General features: G+C 43.2%; 27 protein-coding genes. 16 read left to right on the top strand and 11 right to left on the bottom strand.

Annotated features, from left to right (window positions below):
• Positions 1-69 precede the first annotated feature (69 nt).
• The 13 genes from fliF (at position 70) to fliR (ending at position 11,025) form a co-directional block, all read left to right on the top strand.
• A complete protein-coding gene (gene fliF, locus FVA69_RS13400; RefSeq protein ID WP_164528946.1) occupies positions 70-1,755 on the top strand; it encodes a flagellar basal-body MS-ring/collar protein FliF in 1,686 nt (561 codons plus the stop codon).
• On the top strand, positions 1,752-2,744 hold the full coding sequence (gene fliG, locus FVA69_RS13405; protein WP_004909913.1) for a flagellar motor switch protein FliG: 993 nt from the start codon (positions 1,752-1,754) through the stop codon (positions 2,742-2,744). The genes fliF and fliG overlap by 4 nt, the downstream gene beginning before the upstream one ends.
• On the top strand, positions 2,737-3,465 hold the full coding sequence (gene fliH, locus FVA69_RS13410; RefSeq protein ID WP_109911169.1) for a flagellar assembly protein FliH: 729 nt from the start codon (positions 2,737-2,739) through the stop codon (positions 3,463-3,465). The genes fliG and fliH overlap by 8 nt, the downstream gene beginning before the upstream one ends.
• Positions 3,462-4,826 carry a flagellar protein export ATPase FliI gene (fliI, locus tag FVA69_RS13415; RefSeq protein WP_164528947.1) on the top strand — a complete coding sequence of 455 codons (1,365 nt, stop codon included), beginning with the start codon at positions 3,462-3,464 and terminating at the stop codon, positions 4,824-4,826. Before fliH ends, fliI begins: the two co-directional genes overlap by 4 nt.
• A gap of 11 nt (positions 4,827-4,837) precedes the next feature.
• Positions 4,838-5,281 carry a flagellar export protein FliJ gene (gene fliJ / locus FVA69_RS13420; protein WP_004909907.1) on the top strand — a complete coding sequence of 148 codons (444 nt, stop codon included), beginning with the start codon at positions 4,838-4,840 and terminating at the stop codon, positions 5,279-5,281.
• Positions 5,282-6,649 carry a flagellar hook-length control protein FliK gene (locus FVA69_RS13425; protein WP_164528948.1) on the top strand — a complete coding sequence of 456 codons (1,368 nt, stop codon included), beginning with the start codon at positions 5,282-5,284 and terminating at the stop codon, positions 6,647-6,649. It abuts the gene before it with no gap.
• A 162-nt stretch (positions 6,650-6,811) separates the two neighbouring features.
• On the top strand, positions 6,812-7,291 hold the full coding sequence (fliL, locus tag FVA69_RS13430) for a flagellar basal body-associated protein FliL (RefSeq protein WP_109911167.1): 480 nt from the start codon (positions 6,812-6,814) through the stop codon (positions 7,289-7,291).
• A gap of 5 nt (positions 7,292-7,296) precedes the next feature.
• Positions 7,297-8,304: a flagellar motor switch protein FliM gene (gene fliM / locus FVA69_RS13435; protein ID WP_004909898.1), complete on the top strand. Its 1,008-nt coding sequence runs from the start codon at positions 7,297-7,299 to the stop codon at positions 8,302-8,304.
• Entirely contained in the window at positions 8,297-8,713 is a 417-nt protein-coding gene (fliN, locus tag FVA69_RS13440) for a flagellar motor switch protein FliN (protein ID WP_004255621.1), read from the top strand. Before fliM ends, fliN begins: the two co-directional genes overlap by 8 nt.
• Positions 8,714-8,735: 22 nt before the next feature.
• A complete protein-coding gene (gene fliO / locus FVA69_RS13445) occupies positions 8,736-9,194 on the top strand; it encodes a flagellar biosynthetic protein FliO (protein WP_109911166.1) in 459 nt (152 codons plus the stop codon).
• Positions 9,195-9,207: 13 nt separating this feature from the next.
• The gene (gene fliP, locus FVA69_RS13450) at positions 9,208-9,951 is read left to right on the top strand and encodes a flagellar type III secretion system pore protein FliP (protein ID WP_004909893.1); all 744 of its coding nucleotides are present in this window, start codon (positions 9,208-9,210) and stop codon (positions 9,949-9,951) included.
• Between the two features lie 22 nt (positions 9,952-9,973).
• Positions 9,974-10,243 (top strand): flagellar biosynthesis protein FliQ, encoded by a 270-nt coding sequence (fliQ, locus tag FVA69_RS13455; RefSeq protein WP_004255630.1) that lies wholly within the window; start codon positions 9,974-9,976, stop codon positions 10,241-10,243.
• Between the two features lie 2 nt (positions 10,244-10,245).
• Positions 10,246-11,025 (top strand): flagellar biosynthetic protein FliR, encoded by a 780-nt coding sequence (gene fliR, locus FVA69_RS13460; RefSeq protein WP_117162049.1) that lies wholly within the window; start codon positions 10,246-10,248, stop codon positions 11,023-11,025.
• Between the two features lie 885 nt (positions 11,026-11,910).
• On the opposite strand, the gene flgL is transcribed toward fliR, so the two are convergent.
• The 11 genes from flgL to flgB form a co-directional block, all read right to left on the bottom strand.
• Positions 11,911-12,846: a flagellar hook-associated protein FlgL gene (gene flgL / locus FVA69_RS13465; RefSeq protein WP_004909889.1), complete on the bottom strand. Its 936-nt coding sequence runs from the start codon at positions 12,844-12,846 to the stop codon at positions 11,911-11,913.
• Between the two features lie 28 nt (positions 12,847-12,874).
• Complete coding sequence (flgK, locus tag FVA69_RS13470) at positions 12,875-14,518, bottom strand: flagellar hook-associated protein FlgK (protein ID WP_110731852.1); 1,644 nt, start codon at positions 14,516-14,518, stop codon at positions 12,875-12,877.
• A 141-nt stretch (positions 14,519-14,659) separates the two neighbouring features.
• Positions 14,660-15,640, bottom strand: coding sequence for a flagellar assembly peptidoglycan hydrolase FlgJ (gene flgJ, locus FVA69_RS13475; protein ID WP_109911162.1), 981 nt, complete (start codon positions 15,638-15,640; stop codon positions 14,660-14,662).
• Complete coding sequence (locus FVA69_RS13480) at positions 15,640-16,743, bottom strand: flagellar basal body P-ring protein FlgI (RefSeq protein ID WP_164528949.1); 1,104 nt, start codon at positions 16,741-16,743, stop codon at positions 15,640-15,642. Before FVA69_RS13480 ends, flgJ begins: the two co-directional genes overlap by 1 nt.
• A gap of 35 nt (positions 16,744-16,778) precedes the next feature.
• A complete protein-coding gene (locus tag FVA69_RS13485; RefSeq protein WP_004909879.1) occupies positions 16,779-17,561 on the bottom strand; it encodes a flagellar basal body L-ring protein FlgH in 783 nt (260 codons plus the stop codon).
• Positions 17,562-17,631: 70 nt separating this feature from the next.
• Positions 17,632-18,414, bottom strand: coding sequence for a flagellar basal-body rod protein FlgG (gene flgG, locus FVA69_RS13490; RefSeq protein ID WP_004909875.1), 783 nt, complete (start codon positions 18,412-18,414; stop codon positions 17,632-17,634).
• An 18-nt stretch (positions 18,415-18,432) separates the two neighbouring features.
• A complete protein-coding gene (locus FVA69_RS13495; RefSeq protein WP_109911160.1) occupies positions 18,433-19,188 on the bottom strand; it encodes a flagellar basal body rod protein FlgF in 756 nt (251 codons plus the stop codon).
• A 15-nt stretch (positions 19,189-19,203) separates the two neighbouring features.
• On the bottom strand, positions 19,204-20,472 hold the full coding sequence (gene flgE / locus FVA69_RS13500; RefSeq protein WP_164528950.1) for a flagellar hook protein FlgE: 1,269 nt from the start codon (positions 20,470-20,472) through the stop codon (positions 19,204-19,206).
• 27 nt (positions 20,473-20,499) lie between these two features.
• The gene (locus FVA69_RS13505) at positions 20,500-21,357 is read right to left on the bottom strand and encodes a flagellar hook assembly protein FlgD (RefSeq protein ID WP_004909870.1); all 858 of its coding nucleotides are present in this window, start codon (positions 21,355-21,357) and stop codon (positions 20,500-20,502) included.
• A 12-nt stretch (positions 21,358-21,369) separates the two neighbouring features.
• On the bottom strand, positions 21,370-21,774 hold the full coding sequence (gene flgC / locus FVA69_RS13510) for a flagellar basal body rod protein FlgC (RefSeq protein ID WP_004909868.1): 405 nt from the start codon (positions 21,772-21,774) through the stop codon (positions 21,370-21,372).
• A 5-nt stretch (positions 21,775-21,779) separates the two neighbouring features.
• Positions 21,780-22,193 carry a flagellar basal body rod protein FlgB gene (flgB, locus tag FVA69_RS13515; protein ID WP_004255669.1) on the bottom strand — a complete coding sequence of 138 codons (414 nt, stop codon included), beginning with the start codon at positions 22,191-22,193 and terminating at the stop codon, positions 21,780-21,782.
• A gap of 206 nt (positions 22,194-22,399) precedes the next feature.
• Between flgB and flgA the strand changes: the two genes are divergently transcribed.
• The 3 genes from flgA (at position 22,400) to FVA69_RS13530 (ending at position 24,192) form a co-directional block, all read left to right on the top strand.
• The gene (gene flgA, locus FVA69_RS13520; protein ID WP_164528951.1) at positions 22,400-23,068 is read left to right on the top strand and encodes a flagellar basal body P-ring formation chaperone FlgA; all 669 of its coding nucleotides are present in this window, start codon (positions 22,400-22,402) and stop codon (positions 23,066-23,068) included.
• 369 nt (positions 23,069-23,437) lie between these two features.
• Positions 23,438-23,740, top strand: a complete 303-nt coding sequence (gene flgM, locus FVA69_RS13525) for a flagellar biosynthesis anti-sigma factor FlgM (RefSeq protein WP_004909864.1) — start codon at positions 23,438-23,440, stop codon at positions 23,738-23,740.
• 11 nt (positions 23,741-23,751) lie between these two features.
• Positions 23,752-24,192, top strand: a complete 441-nt coding sequence (locus FVA69_RS13530) for a flagella synthesis protein FlgN (RefSeq protein ID WP_110732275.1) — start codon at positions 23,752-23,754, stop codon at positions 24,190-24,192.
• Positions 24,193-24,304: the final 112 nt, after the last annotated feature.

The following is a 24,304-nucleotide window of genomic DNA, read 5'->3' on the forward strand; positions in this document are numbered from 1 at the left end:
GAGGGAAATAACATTGTTTCACCAAAAGTATTTTCATCCGTCTAGTAGTCTGCCAAGCAGGGAATATTTATGAGTGCCGCATCTAAAGACACGGGGGAGGCCAAAAAGGGTTTTGCCTCTATAGTTGAAAGGATTAAAGCTGATCCTAAAATACCGTTAATGATTGCGGCGGCTGCGGCTGTTTCAATTATTGTCGCCCTTCTCCTCTGGTTACGCAGCCCTGACTACCGTGTACTTCTTAGCAATTTAAGTGCTAAAGATGGTGGCGATATTGTTGGCCAGCTAACTCAGATGAATGTGCCATATCAAATTGCTGATAATGGTAGCGCTATTTTAGTTCCTGCAGATAAAGTGCATGAATTACGTTTAAAGCTCGCTCAATCAGGTTTACCTAAAGGTGGCAATACGGGTTTTGAATTATTAGATAAAGAACAATTTGGTATTAGCCAATTTAGTGAACAAATCAACTACCAACGTGCGCTAGAGGGTGAACTCTCACGAACTATTGAATCATTAAGCCCAGTACAAAGTGCTCGGGTACATTTAGCGATTCCTAAACCGACCTTATTTGTGCGTGAGCAAAAGCTGCCAACAGCTTCGGTGACGGTCGGTTTATTACCAGGAAGAATGCTCGATGAGGGGCAAATTAGCGCCATTGTGCATATGGTATCCAGCAGTGTCACAGGATTAACTGCAAGCAATGTCATTATTGTTGACCAAGCGGGCCGTTTACTGACCAATAATGATAATAGCCAGCAGTCGGTTAATAGTGCGCAAATAAAAATGACCAAAGAGATGGAGTCGCATCTCAAACAGCGTATTGAAGATATTTTGTCCCCTCTCGTGGGGCGCGCCAATATCCATGCACAGGTTACCGCGCAAATGGATTTCTCTAAAGTGGAGCAAACTTCAGAGGAATATAAGCCTAACCAAACGCCAGATAGCGCTGCTATTCGTTCCCGCCAAAATAGCCAAAGTATGCAAAATAATAATGGTGGAACAGGTGGAGTACCAGGAGCGCTTTCAAATCAACCCGTTAGTGCACCAAATGCACCAATTGAAACCAATAAAGACAATAAAGATGGCACTCAAACAGCAAATAACCGTAATAGTGTCTCAAACTCACAAAGCGATGAAACTACGAATTACGAGGTAGATCGCAAAATTAGCCATACCCAACGGCAAATTGGTGTCGTTGATAGGCTCTCGGTCGCAGTTATTGTTAATTACCATTCACAAGATGGCGAAAATGGTCCAGAAATGAAGCCATTGCCGCCAGAAATGCTGCAACAAATTGAAGCATTGACACGCGAAGCCATGGGTTTTTCCACTGCACGAGGTGATTCTCTCAACATTACCAATTCATTGTTTACCAATGAGACGCCTGTTGAGGAAGAACCATCGTTACTGGAAAGCCCACAATTTATTGCTCAGCTTCTGGATTACGGAAAAATACTGCTTATTGCCATTATTGCTTGGTTTATGTGGCGTTTTGGTATCAAACCACAATGGGTTAAATACCGTAAGACACAGCAAGCTCAAGCCGATGCTGAAGTTTTCGTTGCAACACAAATGAAAACCCCTCTCGTGGTTGATGAAGTGATTGATGAAGATATGGATGAGCAAACGCGTCGTCGTCTAACTCGTCAACGTGTTAGCGCAGAAATCCAAAGCCAACGCATACGTGAAATGGCAGAAAAAGACCCACAAATCGTGGCAATGGTTATCCGTCAGTGGTTAGGAAAATCCCAATGAGTTTAAGTGGAACAGAAAAAAGTGCCGTCATGTTAATGACACTCGGTGAAGATCAGGCTGCTGAAGTGTTTAAGCACCTGAACCCTAAAGAAGTTCAGCAATTGAGTATGGCGGTGTCAAACATGCGCCAAATCTCAAATAACGAACTGGCGGAAGTGTTAACAGAATTTGAAGAGTCCGCAATTCAATTTGCGGCGCTTAATATTAACACCAACGATTACCTACGTTCTGTATTGATAAAGGCTCTGGGCGAAGAACGTGCTGCGAGCCTGCTGGAAGATATCTTTGAAAAACAAGAAACCACCTCAGGGATCGAAAGCCTCAACTATATGGAACCACAAACCGTTGCCGATATTATTCGCGATGAACATCCACAAATTATCGCCACCATTTTGGTTCATTTAAAACGCAACCTTGCAGCAGATGTACTTGAATTATTCGAAGAGCGCCAACGCAACGATATTATGCTACGTATCGCCACCTTTGGTGGCGTACAACCTGCGGCATTAGCGGAATTGACTGAGGTATTGAACAATTTACTGGATGGTCAAAACCTCAAGCGCAGCAAAATGGGTGGCGTAAGAACCGCGGCAGAAATCATCAACTTGATGAAAAGCCAGCAAGAAGAAAGCGTTATCGATGCAATGCGTGATTACGATGGTGAACTGGCTCAACGAATTATTGATGAAATGTTCCTATTCGAAAACCTTATCGAAGTGGACAATCGCAGCATTCAACGTATTTTGCAGGATGTTTCGACAGACTCGCTGGTTATTGCCCTCAAAGGCAGCAACCAAGCTCTACGCGACCACTTCCTCAACAATATGGCTGCTCGTGCAGCGGAAATCGTACGCGACGATTTGGAATCTCGCTCTCCTGTACGTATGTCTCAAGTGGAAAACGAACAAAAAGCCATTTTGCTTATCGTTCGTCGTTTAGTCGAAAAAGGCGAAATCGCTATAGGTGGTGGAGACGACGTGTATGTCTAAGTCAACAATTCCAAATGACCAATGGCAACCTTGGCAGCTTCGTGAGCTTAATCAATGGGATCTCAACTCAGGCATTCCTGCATTAAGCGATGTTCCTGAACCTGACGCCCCCAAAGTCCCATGCCTTGAGCCGAAAGAAGTGTTAGAGCAAATTAACTTGCTCGATAACATAAAAGAAGATGCGCAGCGCACCGGCTACCAACAAGGGCATGAAAAAGGCCAGCAAGAAGGTTATCAAGCTGGCTTTGAACAAGGCTTGCGTGCTGGAGAAGAGCAAGGCCGTGAGCAAGCGCTCGCTATGCAACAACCCGTAATTGAAACATGGCAAAAATTGCTGTCTGAGTTCAATTATTCACTCGATACCTTTGATACGGTGGTGACCACTAAGCTGTTGCAGATAGCGTTGACCGCCGCTAAGCAAGTCTTAGGCCAATCTACCGTCTGTGATGGTACGGCATTACTGGAAGAGATCAGTCATTTACTCCAGCAAAAACCAATTTTTGCTGGGCAACCTGAGCTGCACGTCAATCCAAATCATTTTGAATTAATCGAGCAGCATCTCGGTTCCCTACTCAACTTGAATGGCTGGCGCTTAGTGGCTGACCCTAAACTGCATATCGGTGGTTGCCGAGTCGTCGCAGAAGACGGTGAAATTGATATGACTGTGGCGACACGCTGGCAAGAATTGTGTCGTTTATATGCACCGGAGAGCTTTTCATGACGGCACGATTGGGACGCTGGATTGCCTCACTGGACGATTTAGAATCGCGGATGAAAGGGATCCCGATGGTGCGTCGTTATGGCCGCCTCACAAAAATCACTGGCTTAGTGATGGAAGCCGAAGGTATTAAAATGCCTTTAGGGGCAACCTGCTTTATTGAGCGCTCTATTAATGGCGGCTCGGACGAAGTGGTATGTGAAGTCGTCGGTTTTAACGGCCCAAGAATGCTATTAATGCCCCTTGCTGACCTTGAAGGAATTGCACCAGGTGCACGTGTTTATGCGCAATCAACTGGCGATGACGGGCAAACTAGCCGCCTATTACCCATTGGTAATGAATTATTAGGTAGAGTACTTGATGCGCAAGGTAATCCATTAGACGGAAAAGGTCCATTGGAGGTAAAAACCCGCGCTCCGTTAATCACTCCACCAATTAACCCATTGGAACGAACGCCTATTAGCAGTGTATTGGATGTTGGAGTTCGTGCAATCAATGCGTTATTAACGGTTGGTCGAGGCCAGCGCATGGGGCTATTTGCAGGCTCTGGTGTGGGGAAAAGCGTGTTACTTGGCATGATGGCTCGCTTTACACAAGCCGATATTATCGTAGTCGGGTTGATTGGTGAACGTGGCCGTGAAGTTAAAGATTTTATTGAAAATATTTTAGGGGCTGATGGCTTAAAACGTGCCGTTGTCGTTGCTGCGCCAGCCGATGTGTCCCCTTTATTGCGCATGCAAGGCGCCTCTTATGCCACTCGTATCGCTGAGTATTTTCGCGATAAAGGTTTAAGTGTGCTGTTGATTATGGATTCACTCACCCGCTACAGCATGGCACAACGGGAAATTGCTTTAGCCGTAGGTGAACCACCAGCAACGAAAGGCTATCCACCTTCTGTATTTGCCAAATTACCGGCATTAGTTGAACGTGCAGGAAATGGGAAAAATGGTGGGTCAATTACCGCTTTCTATACCGTTTTAACGGAAGGGGATGACCAACAAGACCCAATTGCTGACTCGGCTCGCGCCATTTTGGATGGCCACATTGTTCTTTCACGTTCACTGGCAGAGTCAGGGCACTACCCTGCGATTGATGTCGAGGCATCCATCAGCCGAGCAATGACGGAGCTCATTCCTAAAGAGCATTACCGAAAAATTCAACGTTTCAAGCAGTTAACGTCTAGTTATCAACGCAACCGAGATTTAATTAACGTCGGTGCGTATGCCATGGGCAGTGACCCCATGGTGGATACAGCAATTCAATATTACCCACGGATGTCGAAGTTCTTGCAGCAAGATATTGATGAGCGATGTGATTATCAAACCGCATGCGAACAGTTGACTCAAGTGGTTCCCAACGAATAACGAGGGGATAAATGGCCAAAAATAATGCCTTAACAACATTACTCACCTTAGCTGTTGAAGCCTCGGAAGAAGCGGCGAAAGTGTTAGCTCAAGTACGCCAAACGCATACACAAATGGCGCAGCAGCTGAGTATGTTGGAAAACTATCAATCCGAATATCGTCAAAAACTCAACCAAACCTTGCATACAGGCATGGAATCGGATAAGTGGCAGAATTATCAGCAATTTTTGGTCACATTGGAGCTGACCATCGAGCAGCAGCAACAGCAACTGAATTTATGGGAGCAACGCGTTAACGAAGCTAATCGTCACTGGCAAGAAAAACAACAACGTGTCAATGCGTTCGATACATTAATTCAACGCGCTGAACATACTGAATACCAACGTCAAAACCGCTTAGAACAAAAGCAAATGGATGAGTTTGCTCAACGAGCGACTTTACGGAGACCTCAATAAATGGACATCAACGCCCTGAATATGCCAGCTTCGTCATCGACAAAAAATGGCAATCTACCACAAAATGAATCGCGCGCTGATGAAAATCAAGCCCCTGCTCTTCCCTTTCAAGCCATGCTTGATAGCCAGCAACCTATTGAAAAACAAAACGTTACTAATCAACCTGTTAATGAAGAAGCTCTTAATAAAGACATTGTCGACAACAAATTGGCAATAGCGGGTAAAGAAACGATAGAGCAAACCCAAGCTGGACAAAAAACGGCTGAAAGTGCCATAGAACAGCTCAATTTTAGCCGTAACTTACGGGCAGATAGTGTACAAACTGCCCTTAATACTGACTTATTGACAGGTAAAGACGCCAACGAGCAAGCATGGTTAAATAGCTTGAAACAGTCATTAGCAGGCCAAGTACAAACAGCAGCGAATACCACAATCCGAACTGAAGCTCATCCGGCATTAGGCGCATTTAGTCAAAAAATGCAACATCTAACGGATAATACGAATGGCATCATTAATCAAGATGATGGCAAGCATCTTGAGGGTTCACAGCTACAGTTGGCAGGCGAAGAAGACAGCCCAGAGCTTGGGGTATTTATTAAGAATGAAAAAGAAGAACGTCGTGACCAATCTCTTTTTTCCCTTGATAACCCAAAAGATATACGTGGCAAAAATTTAACTACCGATTTTATGGCATTGAATAAAAAAGTGAGTGATAAAGAACCCGTATTAAACCTACAAAATGTTTCAAGCGATACCCTAAACCAAACCACAAAAGGTGCGTTTACCTTACAAACTGAAACTGGTGCTTTTACTACCACATCGTCACAACATACAACAACTGCGCCGATTAGCATGATGCCAACTACATCAACGGCCCAAGCGGCAACGATGAATGCACCAACGGCTACACCAACTCTGCATTTAGCCAGCCAATTAGGCAGCGAAGCATGGCAGCAGCAATTAAGCCAACATATGCTGTTTTTCTCTCGCCAAGGGGTTTCTCAAGCGCAAATTCGTTTGCATCCTGAAGAGTTAGGTTCACTAAATGTGCATTTACGTATCGAAGATAATCAAGCGGTGATGCATTTTGTGTCACCACATAGCCATGTACGTGCCGCCATGGAGTCGATGATGCCAGTGCTACGCAGTGCATTACAAGAAAGTGGTATTCATCTCGCTCAGGGCTCTGTTGGCCAAGATAACTTGAACCACCAATCTGATAGCTCGCAGCAAAATACCCACCAACACGATGGACAAATTCAAGCCACACATCCATCCGTGGGGGCTGTCGGTATCAGCGAAGCGAATGCCACTGTTACACCAATAACAACGGCATCACGACAAGGTGGAATTAACACTTTTGCATAATAAATAAACAAATTGCGGTAATTTCCTAGCTAAAGCGCCGAGTTACCGCCTTTTTGTTTCGTTTTTCACTCCTTTAACTCTTGGCAACCAAGCCATAATGCTAGAGATCATAACGTAAAAACCCATTTGGGTTTAGCATCCAAGAAACAGGAATTCAGCTAAATGTCGTCGAGCAAAAAATCAAAAAGTTCCAATAAAGGGTTGCTTATTCTACTTACCCTTATCGCCCTTGCTGGTGCAGGGTTTGGGGGTTATACCTGGTGGACGACACAACAAGGCACACAAACGGCGAATGAGGAAGAAAAGCGTCCGAACATGCCACAACCTATTTTTATGGAATTAGAGCCATTTACCGTCAATTTAACCGGTGCTGCCGATGCGCCGGATCGTGTGCTTTATATCCATGTGACCTTGCGACTGGCGAATGAAAAATCGCGTAAACAACTTCATGAATACCTCCCTGAAGTACGTAGCCGTATGTTACTGCTGCTTTCAGAGCAAAAAGCAAAAAATATCGAGACGCATGAAGGTAAGTTGCAGTTAATGAAAGATATCAAGCAAACCCTTACCCCTACCCTGATCCCGGGGGATACCGATCAGGATATTTCTGATGTGTTATTTACTACTTTTATTCTGCGGTAATATTCATGAGCGATAATATTTTATCTCAGGCCGAAATTGATGCGCTGCTTAATGATGATACGCCATCAAGCAGTACGCCTGTGCCAGAGACTCAAGGGAAAGATAATGTTCGCCCTTACGACCCGAACACTCAACGTCGGGTTATTCGTGAGCGAATGCAGTCTCTCGAAATCATCAATGAACGTTTTGCTCGCCAGTTCCGTATGGGTTTGTTCAATATGCTACGCCGCAGCCCAGACATTACAGTAGGCGGAATTAAAATTGAACCTTATCATGAGTTTGCGCGTAATTTACCGGTACCAACCAACCTCAACTTAATTCATATGCCTCCGTTACGCGGTACGGCATTGTTTACCTTTGAACCCGCACTAGTTTATATCGCTGTCGACAACCTATTTGGTGGAGATGGTCGCTTCCCTGTACGGCAAGAAGGTAAAGAGTTTACCAATACTGAACAACGCATTATCAATCGCATGCTCAAATTAGCTTTAGGGGCTTATCGCGATGCTTGGAAACCAATTGCTGATATTGAAGTGGAATATGTACGTTCTGAAATCCAAGTCAAATTCACCAATATCACTACCTCTCCTAATGACATTGTGGTGACCACACCGTTTTTAGTGGAGATAGGCAATACCGTTGGTGAATTCAGTATATGTATTCCAATTGCCATGATCGAGCCATTGCGTGAGCGCTTGATTAACCCACCAATGGAGCAAGGTCACCAAGAAAATGAAACTTGGGTAACCAATCTTGTTACCCAAGTAAAACGCTCTGAACTTGAATTGGTTGCCAACTTTGTTGACATTCCAATGCGAATTTCTCGCTTACTGCAACTGCAAAAAGGGGATGTGATCCCAATTGAGAAACCTGACCGCCTCATCGTTAATGTTGATGGTGTTCCCGTATTAACCAGTCAATACGGTACTCAAAATGGCCAGTATGCATTGCGTGTAGAACATTTGATTAACCCTGTATTAAACACTCTAGATGAGGAAAGTACCAATGAGTGAGGCGAAGAACTCTCCTGATGCATCAACCAATCACGACAGTGAAGACCTATGGGCTGAAGCGCTGGAACAGCAAAAAAAAGCGGAATCCGCCTCAGCTGGTGCACAGGCTTTCGACAACTTTGATGGACAAAACCCGCTAAATCAGCTGTCCGATATCGATATGATCATGGACATCCCAGTGCGTCTTTCTGTTGAATTGGGTCGCACTAAAATGACCATTAAAAAGTTACTGAGCTTATCCCAGGGTTCAGTGGTTTCTCTGGATGGCTTAGCGGGTGAGCCGCTGGATATTTTAATCAATGGCTATTTAATTGCACAAGGTGAAGTGGTCGTGGTTTCAGACAATTACGGTATTCGTATCACTGATATCATCACGCCTTCTGAACGTATGCGCCGTTTAAGCCGTTAATTAACAACGTGAGTCGCTAATAATGGCAATATCCAATCAAACTGAGCAGGCACCGACATCTGTGCCTTTTTTATCAACAACCGTTTCCTCGAGTGAACCTAATGCGCCGGCTATTGACCATAATGATAGCTTAACGCAGATATCCGGTACTTTAGGGGGGATTATTTTATTGATATTAGCAGGGGCTTGGTTGGTGAAAAAATTAGGATTTGCGCCAAAAAAAATGGGCAATGAGCAAATCATAAAAGTCAAAAGCCGCTGCTCATTAGGAAATAAAGAACGTATTGTGGTGGTTGAGGTGAATAATGAGTGCTTAGTATTAGGTGTTACCACACAAAATATCAGCCTGTTACACCAATACTCATCAGAACCTGAAAGCACAACGGGATTGCCAGTTGAACCGCTCACATTTCAGTCTTTATTAAAGAAAAAACAAGAGGCTGCAAAATTTGCAGCTTCAGTGACATCTATGCATAAGTAATCGGAAGCACTCAATGTTACCTCTAAAATCTCTTTTCACGATTACTGCGCTCTTGTTTTTACTGCCGAATTCAGCTTCTGCGGCACTACCTGCCGTTATTAGCCATTCTCTAGCAGATGGGGGACAAACTTGGTCTTTACCCGTTCAAACTCTATTATTTTTAACCTTATTAGGCTTTATTCCTGCCTTATTGTTAATGATGACCAGTTTTACTCGCATCATTATTGTTTTAGGTTTATTACGTAACGCTCTCGGAACGCCCTCCGCGCCTCCGAATCAAGTCTTACTAGGCTTGGCGCTATTTTTGACCTTTTTTGTGATGTCACCCGTTGCTGACCAAGTTTACCGCGAAGCCTACCAGCCGTTTAGCGAAGATAAAATTAGCCTCGAAACCGCTTTAGAGAAAGGCACTGCACCATTAAGAACCTTCATGCTAGGGCAAACGCGAGAATCCGACTTGGCCCTGTTTGCAAGGATAGCTAAAGTCGGTGAAATTCAAGAAGCGAAAGATGTTCCGTTACGTATTTTAGTGCCCGCTTTTATTACCAGCGAACTAAAAACCGCATTCCAAATTGGCTTTACCATTTTTATTCCATTTTTAATCATCGACTTAGTGGTTGCCAGTGTTTTAATGGCATTAGGGATGATGATGGTTCCACCTGCAACAGTTTCCTTGCCATTTAAATTAATGTTGTTTGTTTTGGTTGATGGCTGGCAATTATTACTTGGCTCATTATCGCAAAGCTTTTTTAATTAGGATTATTTTACTCGGAGTAGTTATGACACCTGAATCAGTGATGGCGATGGGAACTGAGGCGATGAAAATCGCACTGATGCTAGCGGCTCCCTTGTTATTAGCCGCTTTAGCCGCAGGTTTAATTATCAGCTTACTGCAAGCCGCCACACAAGTGAATGAAATGACGCTATCTTTTATCCCTAAAATTTTATCGGTCATTTCTGTGATTATTATTGCAGGGCCCTGGATGCTGAACTTGCTTACCGATTATATGCGGTCATTATTGAGCAATTTACCGTTTATTATTGGCTAACAATGCTAACTATCACCAGCGAAACACTCACATTGTGGCTAAGCCAAGGTTTCTACCCTTTCATACGCCTTTTGGCGCTGCTTGGTACAGCGCCCTTTTTTAATGAAAAACAGGCAATTACCAAAGTTCGCGTCGCATTGGCTTTTTTTGTCGTCTTGATTGTTTCCCCACAACTTCCTGTCGTAAATATTCCCCTATTTTCTGCCATGGGGCTATGGGTTATCGTGCAGCAAATGGTGATTGGTATTGCGATGGGACTCACAATGCAAATGGCATTTGCTGCCGTGCGCCATGCGGGAGAAGTGATTGGTTTGCAAATGGGGTTATCGTTCGCCACCTTTTTTGACCCGACCGGTGGACCTAATATGCCGATTTTAGGGCGCATATTTAACGTCATCACTATTTTATTGTTTCTCGCTTTCGATGGGCACCTGTGGCTTATTTATATTGTGGTCAATTCATTTGAACTTATCCCAATTCAAACCGCACCATTAAATCGCGATGGTTTTTGGGTGTTTGTTCAATTTGCTAACACTATATTTATTAATGGGTTAATGCTAGCACTACCGTTCATTACACTATTTCTCATTCTTAACCTTGCTCTCGGTATTCTAAACCGAATGACCCCACAGCTATCCGTGTTTGTGGTGGGTTTCCCCCTTACATTAACCATCGGTATCAGTATGTTAGGGTTGATTATTTCCATACTTCCCCGCTACACGGAACGGCTTATCCACCAAGCATTTGAGCAGCTATCATTGATGTTTAATTTGTTTGTTTGAGAATAGATAATTAATAAATTAATTAATGATTAATTGATTATCAAAGTAATTTTTCGAATTTGATAATTAAAGTAGCCCAAGAAAAACTGATTTAATTTCCTATTTGTAGTCTATATTAAAAGCAACTAGTATAGTTGTAAATATCACCTATTATTTGATACATTTCTAAACTATCTAATGACAGTCTCAGTAAATACCCAATACTAAACCTAACTAAAATTTAGGTATAAAATTAATTTATTTTCGCAAGTAAATTTATATGCCAGTGTCGCTCTGAACATGTCACAATAGCCATTCTCTCACATCATTGACTTCTCATTAATATTTTAATAAGTGTCATTATATTTTGTGTATTGTTTCATTTCTTTAATGAATGTATTTAAATATTGTAATTTATTTATATTTTCATAAAGAGGAAATCAGATGAATGATGTAATGGTAGTTACCCCACATAGTAGTTTCCGTGATAATTTGATATACGATGGAATCGCTCCCACAGCACATGGTAATATTTCGTTAAGTGATGCTGCTAATGTATATTGCATGAAACTCACCCAACCAGTTATTAATATTAGTTACAGTAGAATTTGAGAACACATTTAGCCATATTGCAGCTAAAGGAATAGCTCCTAATAAAACAATAATAGTGAAAACCCATTTAGTATTTACCTTAAAAACTCGCATAAATCTCCTATATCACAAAACACTCAAATGAGAATAATACATATTATCATTTAATTATTAAAGTTTATTGCGTAATAAAACATTAATTCAAATTTTTTACATCAAATCTATAACATATTGTCTAACATAGCATTTTTAAAGCTCAAAAAAACCGCGCTTGGATCACTCCAAAGCGCGGTGAGTAAAAATAATATTAAATAATTAACGGCTGCCGAAAAGTGACATGCTGTTTAAGTCTTTAAAAATACTTTGTGAAGCTTCAAACATCGCTTTTTCTTTATAATAATCTGTAGTGGTGCCAGTCCAGTTGGTTTCTAACAACTCACTTTTACGGGCTGCATTTTGAATAGAGCGCGTGTCAGCTAAAAAGTCTAATTTATCAATTTCCTGTAGCTGTAGACCTTGCTTAGCTTCAATGTTGGAAATTTGATCTAATGCGGACTTGATGGCACTGTTCGCTTCACCCAACTCTGCTTGCGCTTGGTCTAAATCTGCTTGTGGTGCTCCTTGCAATGGTTTTTTCAGTGATTCGATACCCGTGTTCAACGCTTTAAAAATATTGACCACACCATTACTGTCTGTATCAAACACTTGCGCACCGGTGAAATAGGTTGTCATCTCACGGTCACTCGCCACATTCTGCATAATGGCTTTATCACCACCGTGATAGAGCACCTCACCACTAGCATCAATTTCAAATGGCGGTTTATCTGATTTAAAACCCGCAAAAATATACCGACCATTTCCATCTGTCGAGTTACCTAACGCCACTAATTGCTCTTTTAAACCCGTTAGCTGTTCAGCCAAAGTATTGCGGTCTTTATCGCTTAAAGCACCTTGGTTTGATGCCTGAATAATCGTGGTATCGATTTGCGTCGTCACATCCGTCATCTGAGTCAAAATACTCATTTGCAATGTCATTCCCGTTTTCGCAAATCCACGGCTTGCTACATATTGTTGGTTACGGTTTTCTGACTGATTAATCCGCACCGCTTGCGAAGATGCTTGCGGGTCATCAGAAGGCTTGCTTACACGCTTACCAGAAGCTAATTGGCTCCCTGCATCCATCCAACGCGCTTGCGCACTATTCATGTCTTGCAAGCGTTGGTGATAAATCATATTGGTACTTAAACGCATCGCTAAATCCTTATCCTATCGCTAATATTTAGAATGCACGCATCAATGCGTTAAATAAATCATCCACCGTTTTTAGCACTTGCGCATTGGCATTGAAAAACTGTTGGATTTTCTGCATCTGAATACTTTCTTCATTCATATTCACGCCCGAGATAGCTTGTTCTTGCTCATAGAAGCTCTCGGTCATCTTGTTCTGTGTTTCTGAATCAATTTGCGCTTGTTTGGTTTTACTACCCACATCATTAACTAACGTTGCATAGAAATCGGAAAACGTAGAACTACCATCAATCAGTTTTTCGTCTTGTAATTTAACCAGTTCTTTAATGTTTTCATTGTCACCAGGGCCACTGTCTTTGCTTCCCGCTGCCGCAAAATCGGATGCATTGCTGACCAAGGTCTGCATACCGTTGATCACACCACTCACTGGCTTCACCAGAAATGAGTCACCTTTTGACATACCCGTACTATTGCTGATTTTGATTTCTAAACCATCAAATTTCAGTGTCCCTGCCGTATTTGAATCCACAGGTACTTTGGTACCTTCTGGTAAACGTGTGACATTCCACTCACTGCCGTCAAAACGCATCTCGTAGTTATTGCCTGTGACTTTAGACACATCGCTATAACTGAGATCAAAGTCCGCTTTGCCACTATTATGGGTGTTGCTAACGACAGTTCCTTTACCAATTTCAAAGAAGTCTTTGCCCGTGTTGCCGTTGGCATCATAACCTTTGCTATGTACTTCATTGAATTTAGTCGCGAAAACTAATGCTAACTTATTGAGTTTTTGATAAGCCGGGTCCATGACTTCTTGGCGAGAACGCAAAATACCACTGAGTTCCCCACCACGAAATGATTCGTCAGGAATTTCGCGGACTTGGCCATTAGCTCCAACAAAGCCAATACTAAAACGGCTATCATCTTTAGAAGACGGAACCGCTTCCAGACGATTAGCTTTCTCCCCCGTGACTAGTGGTAACCCATTGGCAAAGGTCACATTATAGTTACCGTTTTGCTCAATAACCTTCACTCCAATTAATGAGTTAATTTCATTGACTAAACGGTCACGCACGTCTAATAAATCGTTTGGCTCTGAACCACTTACTGAACGGATCCGTGAAATTTGCTGGTTTAAGCCGGCAATTTTTTCAGCGTAGATATTGATGTCTTTTACTTTATTTTCTATCTGATGATTGGTATCGCGTTCCATTTCCTGCAGACGACGATCCGCTTCTTTAAACTGGCTTAGTAGTGCATTTGAATTGCCTAAAAAAACGTCAATCAACGTTTTGTCACTTGCATCACTGCTAGCTGCATCTAACGCGGTGAAAAAGCTACCAATATTGCTTGAGATATCTTCAATATCATTAGTAAGCAAATCATCAACTTTATTACAATTCTTAACGTACGCCTCATAGTCGCCACTACGTGCGCGGGATTGGCTGTACTGCGCATTGATAAATTCATCAAACTCACGGCGAACATGGCTGAAATAAGTGCCGTTACCAAAATAGCCATTAGGTGTCATCGTACCGGGATTCTCCCCGAAAACAGCACTTTGGCGGTGATAGTAACCCACACCAGCGTTGGCTAAGTTGTTAGAAATAACACTTAACCCGCCTTGTGCAGCGTTCACACCACTGAGCGCATTATTCATTACATTGTTCAGCATAAGCTTTTCCTGTTCTGGGTGCTTATCGCCACCATTGGCTGACACAATGAAAGCGATAGCAACTCAAATTATTTAGAGCATATTTGGTTATCGGAAATTCAGCGTAATTGTTTAGTCCAAACTCCCAATAATTCCGTATTTTTAGAAGATATCGTTCAAATCTATGGTATATGCCTGTACAGCCCTTGAAGCAGAATGACTACCTATTGGTTGATGACCACGTATTTGATTAATCAAAGTAATCAGTTTGTCCGAATAACTCGGGTCTGTGGCATATCCTGCTTGATGTAAACGGCGTGCAGCAATCTCTGGTGTCGGCGCTTTTTTGACGTCTTTATAACGCGGGTTTTCTGTCAATAGATTGATATAATCCGCAATCGCCTCTTCATAAGAGCCATAAACGCGGAAATCATCACGTATTTTGATGGTTTTGCCGTTAATCACTTCTGTTGTCATAATATTCGTAACAGGCCCTTGCCAGTTTTTTCCCGCTTTGATCCCAAATAAGTTATGACTGGTTTTTCCATCTGACTTCAGAATTTCTCGCTGACCCCAACCACTTTCTAATGCCGCCTGTGCTAATACCAGAAAATGTGAAATACCGCTGTCTTGGCTCGCGGCTTTTGCGGGGCCAATTAATCGGCTAATAAAATTGCTGCTGTTAAGCGATAATGCTTTGATTTTTTGGAATGGTGCCGATAGTGCATCGCCCATTGGCGCAAAGTGTCGCATCATTTGTTCCATATTAAATGGTGGTAATGATTGTGCTGTTTTTTCATCTAACGCTAGTAAGCTGTTGGATGTTGGCTCGCTTGAAGTATGTTGGTCTCGAGTGAGCTGTTGGTACATCATTTCCCCGAAACCTAAACCTTTTTGCGAAAGATCTTGGGCGATTTGCTGGTCATACATACTGGTCAGCATACGAGTTTGGTCGCTGGAAAATAAGCCATCTTGCGGGAGTGCGTCACGCATACTTTTTAGCATCAATTGAACGAATGTTGCCTCAAGTTGCTGCGTGACATGGCGCAGCCCTTGCTCCGAATTTTTATTCAGTTCACCTTTTAACTGCCCCAGTGACTGTAAATCAAATGCGGCACCTTGCAATAGCTGCATGTCACTCATTAGATGATCTCCAGTTTCGCGCGTAAACAACCTGCGCTTTCCATCGCTTGTAATATCGACATCAAATCGTTTGGTGTTGCACCGAGTGTATTCAGTGCTTGAATAACTTGGTTTAATTGCACACTTGCATTGACTTTTTGCAGCGCCCCACCTTGATCACGCACCCCAACATTGGTATTACGAGTCACTACGGTTTGCCCTCCCGCAAATGGGGTATCCGGTTGGCTAACTTGAGTTTGTCTTTCTACCGTAACCGCTAAACTGCCGTGTGCAACAGCACAGCTATCTAAAGTGACACTGCGGTTAATCACTACAGATCCCGTACGCGAATTGAGAATGACTTTCGCCTCAGCCACTGGCGCACGTACATTCAGTTCCTGTACCCGGGCTAAAAAACGCACTTGGTCACGGTTATTGGCAGGCAGCAGTAGTTGTACCGTTCTTGAATCTAACGCCGATGCAGTCCCCATACCGCCCATACGGTTAATTGCATCAGCAATATCTTGTGCCAATGTGAAGCTATCTTCGTTTAATTGCAGGTTAATCGCACCGTTTTGCCCGAAACTGCTCGGTAATTCGCGCTCAATAGTCGCTCCACCTGTAATACGGCCACCATTGAGTTGATTAACCTTAATACTACTCCCACCGCCACTGGCACCCGCACCACCCACTAAGATGTTACCCTGAGCCATTGCATAAATTTGCCCATCTACCCCTTTTAGGGGGGTCATCAGCAGCGTACCACCACGTAAGCTTTTCGCGTTACCCATTGAGGAAACAACAATATCTACGGACTGCCCAGTACGTGCAAAAGGCGGCAATTTCGCGGTGACCATGACCGCTGCCACATTCTTTAATTGCATATTGGTACCCGGCGGAACCGTAATCCCCATTTGTGACAGCATGTTATTCAAGCTTTGTGTGGTAAACGGCGTTTGCATGGTTTGGTCACCTGTCCCATCCAGACCAACGACTAAACCATAGCCAATCAACGCGTTATCTCGTACACCTTGTACGGTAGTTAAATCTTTAATACGCTCACTGTATGCTGAAAAAGCGAAGCAAAAAAATAGTGATAGCAAAATTAATACTTTGTTTTTCATTGAATTATCTCGGCTGTTTTCTCGCTAATGTTTAATTAATAAGGCGAAACATTTAAGAAAAAGCGTTGTAGCCATCCCATGTTTTGCGATTCGTTAATATAGCCGTCGCCCACATATTCAATACGTGCATCAGCGACTTGTGTCGAACTCACATGATTGTCTGAACCAATTGTGCGTGGGTTAACCACTCCCGAGAAACGAATCGACTCAGTACCTTGGTTTATCGCGATACGTTTCTCACCAACCACATGTAAGTTACCGTTCGCCAATAATTGATCTACTGTGACAGTAATGGTGCCTTTAAAGGTGTTGTTGGCATTGGCACCGCCTTTGCCGCTAAAGTCACTGTTACCTTTAATATCTAATTCTGTGTTTTTACCGCCAATCCACCCTTGCATGAAACCCGGTAAGATCGCAGCTAAGAAACCTGTTTTCCCACTACGATTCGCATTCGCAGAGGAATTTTTGCTCGCACTTACGTTTTCTTGCAAATTAATGGTTAAAATATCGCCAACATTACGAGGGCGCCTGTCTTCAAACAACGGTTGATAACCATAATAAGCGGGTTGCGCGCTTTGAAATATCGAGCCATTGGGTGCAGGTGCTGTCGGTGCTGTTGGAATTGCAGTGGTTTGTGTGTCCACTAATGGACGCGATTTGATTTGTGCACAACCGCTGGTAACTAAGACCAAAATGGCAAGTAACCCTGCCTGTTTAGGCGCTATGAAATGCGTTAGCAACGCTGTTTTTTGCTGTTGAGAAATCGTGCCGCTTTCAATCATCATGTTACTCTTTTGCTGCTGTGTACGTTTTATCATCACGAAGAGATCCCTCTCATTGATAACTCATCACTATCGCAATGAGTTATTTTTACGTATTTTTTACCAATTACAATTGCGTTAAGCGCTGTAACATTTGGTCAGAAGCGGATACCGCCTTACTGTTGATTTCATAAGCACGTTGAGTTTGGATCATGTTGACCAACTCTTCTGCCACGTTAACGTTAGAGGTTTCTAACATATGTTGATAAAGTAAACCGGCGCCGTTAGTACCTGGTGCGCTCTCATTTGGTGCACCAGAACTGGCCGTTTCCATATACAGGTTTTCACCCATACTTTCCAAACCGGCGTCATTGATGAAGGTGGTTAATGTTATTTGGCCAATTTGCTGTGGTTGGTTATCGCCATATACAGTGATAGTCACGGTACCATCGCGCGCAATTGACAAGCTATTCGCGTTATCGGGGATCATAATCGCAGGAACGATTTGATAACCACTTGAGGTCACTAACTGGCCATCTTGGTTTGGCTGTAATGCCCCATCACGAGTATAAGCATCTGTACCATCCGGCATTTGCACATGTAAAAAACCTTGCCCTCTGATAGCGATATCGTTGGTATTTCCCGTTTTATTTAATGCGCCTTGCGCATGAATACGCATTGTGGCAACAGGGCGTGAACCTGTACCCATTTGTAAACCAGATGGTAACGAAGTTTGTTCTGAACTCATGGCACCCGGCTGGCGAATATTTTGGTACATTAAATCTTCAAAAACAGCACGTTGGCGCTTAAAACCATTCGTACTAACGTTGGCTAAGTTATTGGAAATAACATCAAGGTTAGTTTGTTGAGCATCAAGCCCTGTTTTGGCAATCCATAATGAGCGGATCATAATAATTCCTTTGTGAAATTAGCTAACAGCGAGCAATTGGTTCGCCCGTTGTGCATTTTCATCAGCACTGCGGACAACTTTCATTTGCATTTCAAAGTGCCTTGCATTAGCAATCATAGAAACCATCGCTTCCGCGGCATTGACATTACTGCCTTCAATGACTCCCGCGGTGACAATTCCTCGTTCACTTTGTGGCAAAGCATTACCATTTGCCGCTTGCCCTTGTGGTGATAAATGGAACAAACCATCTTCGCCACGGATCAAGTCTTGCGGTTGCGCTTCAACCACTTTCAAACGCCCGATTTGCCCTAACATCGTTGGCGGGTCAGTGGCTAAAAGTGCGGTAACTGTCCCGTCTGCACCAATGGTTAATTCTGCATTTGGCGGAACGTTAATCGGCCCACCATCACCTTGTAAGCGGCGCTCGCCAATGACAAGTTCACCTTCGCTAGACACTTGGATGTTGCCGTTACGGGTATAAGCCTCTGTGCCATCGGCTAACTCAACAGCCAAAAAATGCTTATCGTTTAACGCAACATCGGTTTGTTTACCCGTATAATTGAGTGGCCCTTGGCTCATATCAGCACCAGGAGTCGATGCCACCACCAGCGTTCTGGTTTGCTCGCTGTCACCATTTATTGGAACGGCACGCATTGCGGACAATTGCGCTTTAAAGCCTGCAGTTGACACATTGGCAATGTTATTTGAAACAATCGCTTGGTTTTCCAGCGCATGACGCGCTCCCCCCATCGCGGTATAAATGACGTGATCCATGGCCACCCTCTTGTTTTATCGTAAGTTAACCAGCGTCTGTAACATCTGATCTTGTGTTTTTATGGTTTGCGCGTTTGATTGGTAATTACGCTGCATCACAATCATGCTGATTAACTCTTGGCTCATATCGACGTTAGAAGATTCCAATGCACCACTGGTTAATTTACCAAACTGGCCGACACCCGGAACACCGTCCATTGGGTTACCAGAGGCATTAGAAGAGGCCCAAACGTTGCCACCTTGGGATACCAGACCATTTGGGTTTGCGAACGCAGATAACGCCACTTGGCCAACCACACGTTTTTGTTGGTTAGAATAGTTAGCGGTAATCAAACCGTTATCTTCAATTTTAAAGGTGGTGTATTCACCAGCAGGATAACCATTCACATCAATCGCACTGACGGAAGATTCGCTGACTTTTTGTTGACGAGTTTTCCCTAAATCAACTTTTAAGGTGCCATCATTTGCACCATTTAGCCCTTTGTATGCAAAATCAAACGTTGTTTCTATTGGCGTTACAACAGGCTCATCACCTGGATTCGGGCCCGGTGTTACCGTTTCTGTCACCAATTTTCCGTTACCATCAAATGACATATCCCCCAGCTTAGTTGCTGCTGTGTCATTCGCATCTTTAGCGTAAGCCGTCCACTTGTTGTCCGCTGTTTTTACAAAATAAACAGAGATTTCATGCGTGTTACCTTGGCTATCATACGCCGTCATGGTTGTACTGAAATTATAAGTCGCGGAATCATCAGGGTTATCAACATCGAAAGCTTTATCTTTGATTTTGTCTTCTGAATTCAAATTAATGGTTAATTTCGCTAACTCCGATGCTTTTGCATCCATCATATCCGTTGGGATATTCAAGCCCTCAGGTACACCACCACTTTGAATGGTAACATTGCCTTTTTCGTCGACACTCGCAGGATAGCCTGTGACCACCATACCTTGGTTATTCACTAGGTTACCGCTTTTATCCCGTAAGAATTGGCCATCTCGGCTGTAATAAGTATCACCGTTTTGGTCTTGTACACGGAAAAAGCCATTTCCGGAGATAGCAACATCTGTCGCTCTATCAGTACGCGTGATTGGGCCATCTTTAAAATTTTGTGTCACCGCGGCCACATTAACACCGAGACCAACACCTGAACCTGCAAACATATCTGCAAATGAGGTTGTCGCTCCTTTAAAACCATTTGTTGCGGAGTTGGCAATATTATTACCAATTGAATCAAGCCCCGCTGAGGCTGCATTTAAGCCACTGACTGCTTGTGAAAAAGACATATTTTCTCCATGAGTATTGGGGGTAAATTAAGAAGATGGATAAACCTTGAAAATGCTGCTCAGCGGGACACTTTGCCCAATGCCAACATCAAGTAATGGTGCGTCAGCCCCTGGAGTCACACCGTTAACACGGGTATACCCCAGTTTGGTGACTTCGATTTCAGCCCCCGAACTGACGGCTTTCACATCAAAGTAATATTTTCCTGTTGTATCTGTGACTAAGTTTCCGTTGTTATCACGACCATCCCACGCCATATCATAGATATCGGGTTTAACTTCCGTATCATAGGTAATGGTTCGCACAACCATTCGGTTTTTATCACGAATAGTAATTTCAACTTTGTCTGCCAATTTCGGTAAAAAGAAACCAAACGGCGAAGAAATATATTCAGATTGCGGCTCTTCAGCGCCCTCTTCACCTTCAATGGCATCTTTGTTACTCAATCCAAACATTGAAGGGCTATTTGGGCTGATGCCTTCATCAGGAAGCGGGTTTGATGGCTTAGTCACATTGCTGTCTTCACCTGTGCTCTCTTTCTTGAGCGGCGCTAAGATGATTTCATTGCGCGGAATAAGCACACCCTTACCAACCAGCTGAGTGGCTTGTAATGACTGACCTGAACCAATTTGTTGGGAAATACCACTCACGCTATCGCTGAGTTTATTCATGCTTTCAAGCGTGGCAATTTGCGCCAATTGGCTGGTTAAGTCCGTGTTTTCCATTGGCTTGGTTGGGTCTTGGTTTTGCATTTGCGTGACAATCATTTTTAAAAAAGTGTCACGCATATCGTCACTTTGACTTTTCTTTGGCACATTACTCGCAGCTGGCTCAGGGCCAGCGGTTGTATTATCCAAAGGGTCGTACATTGTGGCTGCAATTCCCATGAAAACGCTCCCTTACTGGCCTATTGTGAGTGTCTTTTGCAGCAAGGTTTTTGCTGTATTCATCACTTCTAAATTGGCTTGATAGCTACGGGAAGCTGAAATGGTGTTGATCATTTCACCGACCATGTCGACATTTGGCATTTGCACATAGCCTTTTTCATTCGCTGACGGGTGGCCGGGCTTATATTCCATACGAGGTGGCGTAGGGTCTTCTATCAACTCGCTCACACGTACACCACCTACTTCATGGCGCCCTTGTGGTGCCATTTGAAAAACCACTTGTTTTGCACGGTATGGTTGGCCATCAGGCCCTGCTATACTTTCTGCATTGGCCATATTGCTCGCACTGACATTCAAGCGTTGAGATTGCGCGGTCAATGCTGATGCAGAGATATCAAAAATACTCAGTAAAGCCATGAAGATTACCCTTGCTGTAAGACAGCCAACATACTTTTGACGCGGCTATTGATGAATGTAAGGTCGGCCTGATATTTCAGGGTGTTATCTGCGAATTGGCTACGTTCAATGTCCATATCTACCGTATTACCATCCATTGAGGTTTGGTAAGGAACTCGATATTTCAGGTCAATATTGGGGGCTTTGCCTCCTCGCCCTTCGATATGCCCTTTCGAAGTGACAGCAAGAGTCACACCTTTTCCCCCTACCACACCTTTATCCATGGCTTGTTGAAGTTGACGATTAAAGTCAATATCACGTGCTTGGTAGCCGGGTGTATCGGCATTAGCAATGTTTGAAGCTAATACGGTCTGCCTTGCTTCGCGTATTGACAAAGCCTGTTGCTGGAAAGCAAACGTGGCGTTTAATTTATCAATCATAGTGGCCCTCAATGGAGATAACGCGATCCCTGATTTGAACGTTCGCGAGTAAAAATTAAAATTCGACCTGCATATCTTAGCGGCCTACGAAAAATTCTAATGGCGAGATAAAGGCAAAATAATTGACCTATTTGGCTCATTCGTTATTTCAGAGTTGCGTAAACTGCAATCGTGAAAAAGTTTGCTTGCTGGGGGAGATAAAAGGGATGTATTACGCTAAAAAATTGCCATTATACTTGGTAATCAGCTTATTAGGGCTTACTCCAACGCTTTCTCAAGCGTCGTTACCTCAAGACATCAACCAATACTTTCGACAAATTCATGGGAAAGGCAAGCAAGTTTCAATTGAGATTAAAACACCGATTGAGCGTTGGCCGACTTGTGAAAACCCCCAGCTCAACCCCCCAGTTGGTGGGCGCAATATGGGTAATGTTTCCCTACCGATACAATGTGGTAAGAAAAAGCAGTTTATTCAGCTTACCGTGAATGTGACAGGTCAGTATTACGTGGCAACACGTAATATAAATAGAGGGGAATCCATACAATTTGTCGATATCGGTACCAAGAAGGGCTTATTACATAAACTCCCCACAGGTGCAAGCACCGATAAAATCGCGCTACGTGGTGCGATAGCCCTGCGTAATATTCCTGCCGGGCAAACATTCACAAAATCAATGACAAGACAGCCTTGGGCAATAAAAGCGGGACAAACGGTATTTGTGTTCGCCAATGGTGATAATTTTTCAGTGAAATATGAAGGTCGTGCCATTAATAATGCCACTGCCGGCCAAAATACCCGAGTACGCTTGTTAAATGGGCAAGTGGTGAATGGGGAAGCGTTAGAAAATGGCAGTGTCCAAGTGGTATTGAGGTAAAGATAACCCCATTGATACGCTAAATAATTCGAGTTGCAGCTAGGCGACAAGTGAAGATAGACCGATGAACATACATGAGTCTATGATTCGGCTAGCTGAGTGCAGTCAACAACGCTGCAACTTGCAGTAATACGAGTATATACTCTAAATAATTCGAGTTGCAGCTAGGCGACAAGTGAAGATAGACCGATGAGCATACATGAGTATGTGATTCGGCTAGCTGAGTGCAGTCAACAACGCTGCAACTTCAAGTATGACGAGTATAGCTGGTGAATGATGCAATATTTTGTAACACTATAGACACTAAAGATTCATCAATATAAGCCGATAACTGACATATGACAAAAATCGGGAATAGGAAAATACATTATGGCTATTGAGCAAACATCTGCAATTTCTGCGCTGACTCAGGTGACAAACCGCGACCCACAAGATGCGGCTGCCCCGATGCGCGACAAAAAAGTGTCCAGCAATGAAGTCGTTCAAGAGAGTTCTTTTGCGCCAAGTGAGTTACAAAAAAAATTATTGCAACCTCAAGCTAGCGATATTAACAGTGCTAAAGTTGAGCAAATCAAACAAGCTATCAAAGATGGCACCTTAAAAATGGACGCTGAAAAAATTGCCGATGGCATTTTACGTGATGCCCATGAATGCATGTTATCAATGAAATAAAAATAGCCATCATGACTGACGAATTACTGATATTACTCGAGCAACAACTCTCTCACTTGCAATCATTACAGATAGTAATGAAAAATGAAGAGTTATTATTAGGTTATCACCGTGTACCACCTTCGCCTTTTCAAGAAACCACTGAACAAAAACGGTTTCTGGTTGCCGCAATTGGTCATGGTGAAACAAACCGCTTGGCATTAGAAGCACAAGCGGAGGTTAGTGCACCTTATGAGAACAATGACGCACTAGCTGGGGTATGGGAAGCCATTAAAACCTTAACCACCAACCTAAAAGAGCTGAATTATCGTAATCACCAGATGCTGCAATTGCATATTGAGCTAAATGCTCAGCGCCTAAACTTTGTGAAAAAGCATAATAACCAGTCTACTTATGGTGCTGATGGCTTAGAGTCAAAGCGCCCTGTATTAGGTAAGAAAATTTCAATTTAAGGTTGTTTTGTATTTTTAAACTAAAAAGGATTACCCTTTCATGTACTAGATAATAAACACCTTTTCATCAATTAGTTTGAGTAGCCTTAATGCTGCACCATTTGGTTTAATC

The sequence above is a fragment of the Providencia sp. PROV004 genome (genome assembly GCF_011045615.1).
Classification (GTDB): domain Bacteria; phylum Pseudomonadota; class Gammaproteobacteria; order Enterobacterales; family Enterobacteriaceae; genus Providencia; species Providencia rettgeri.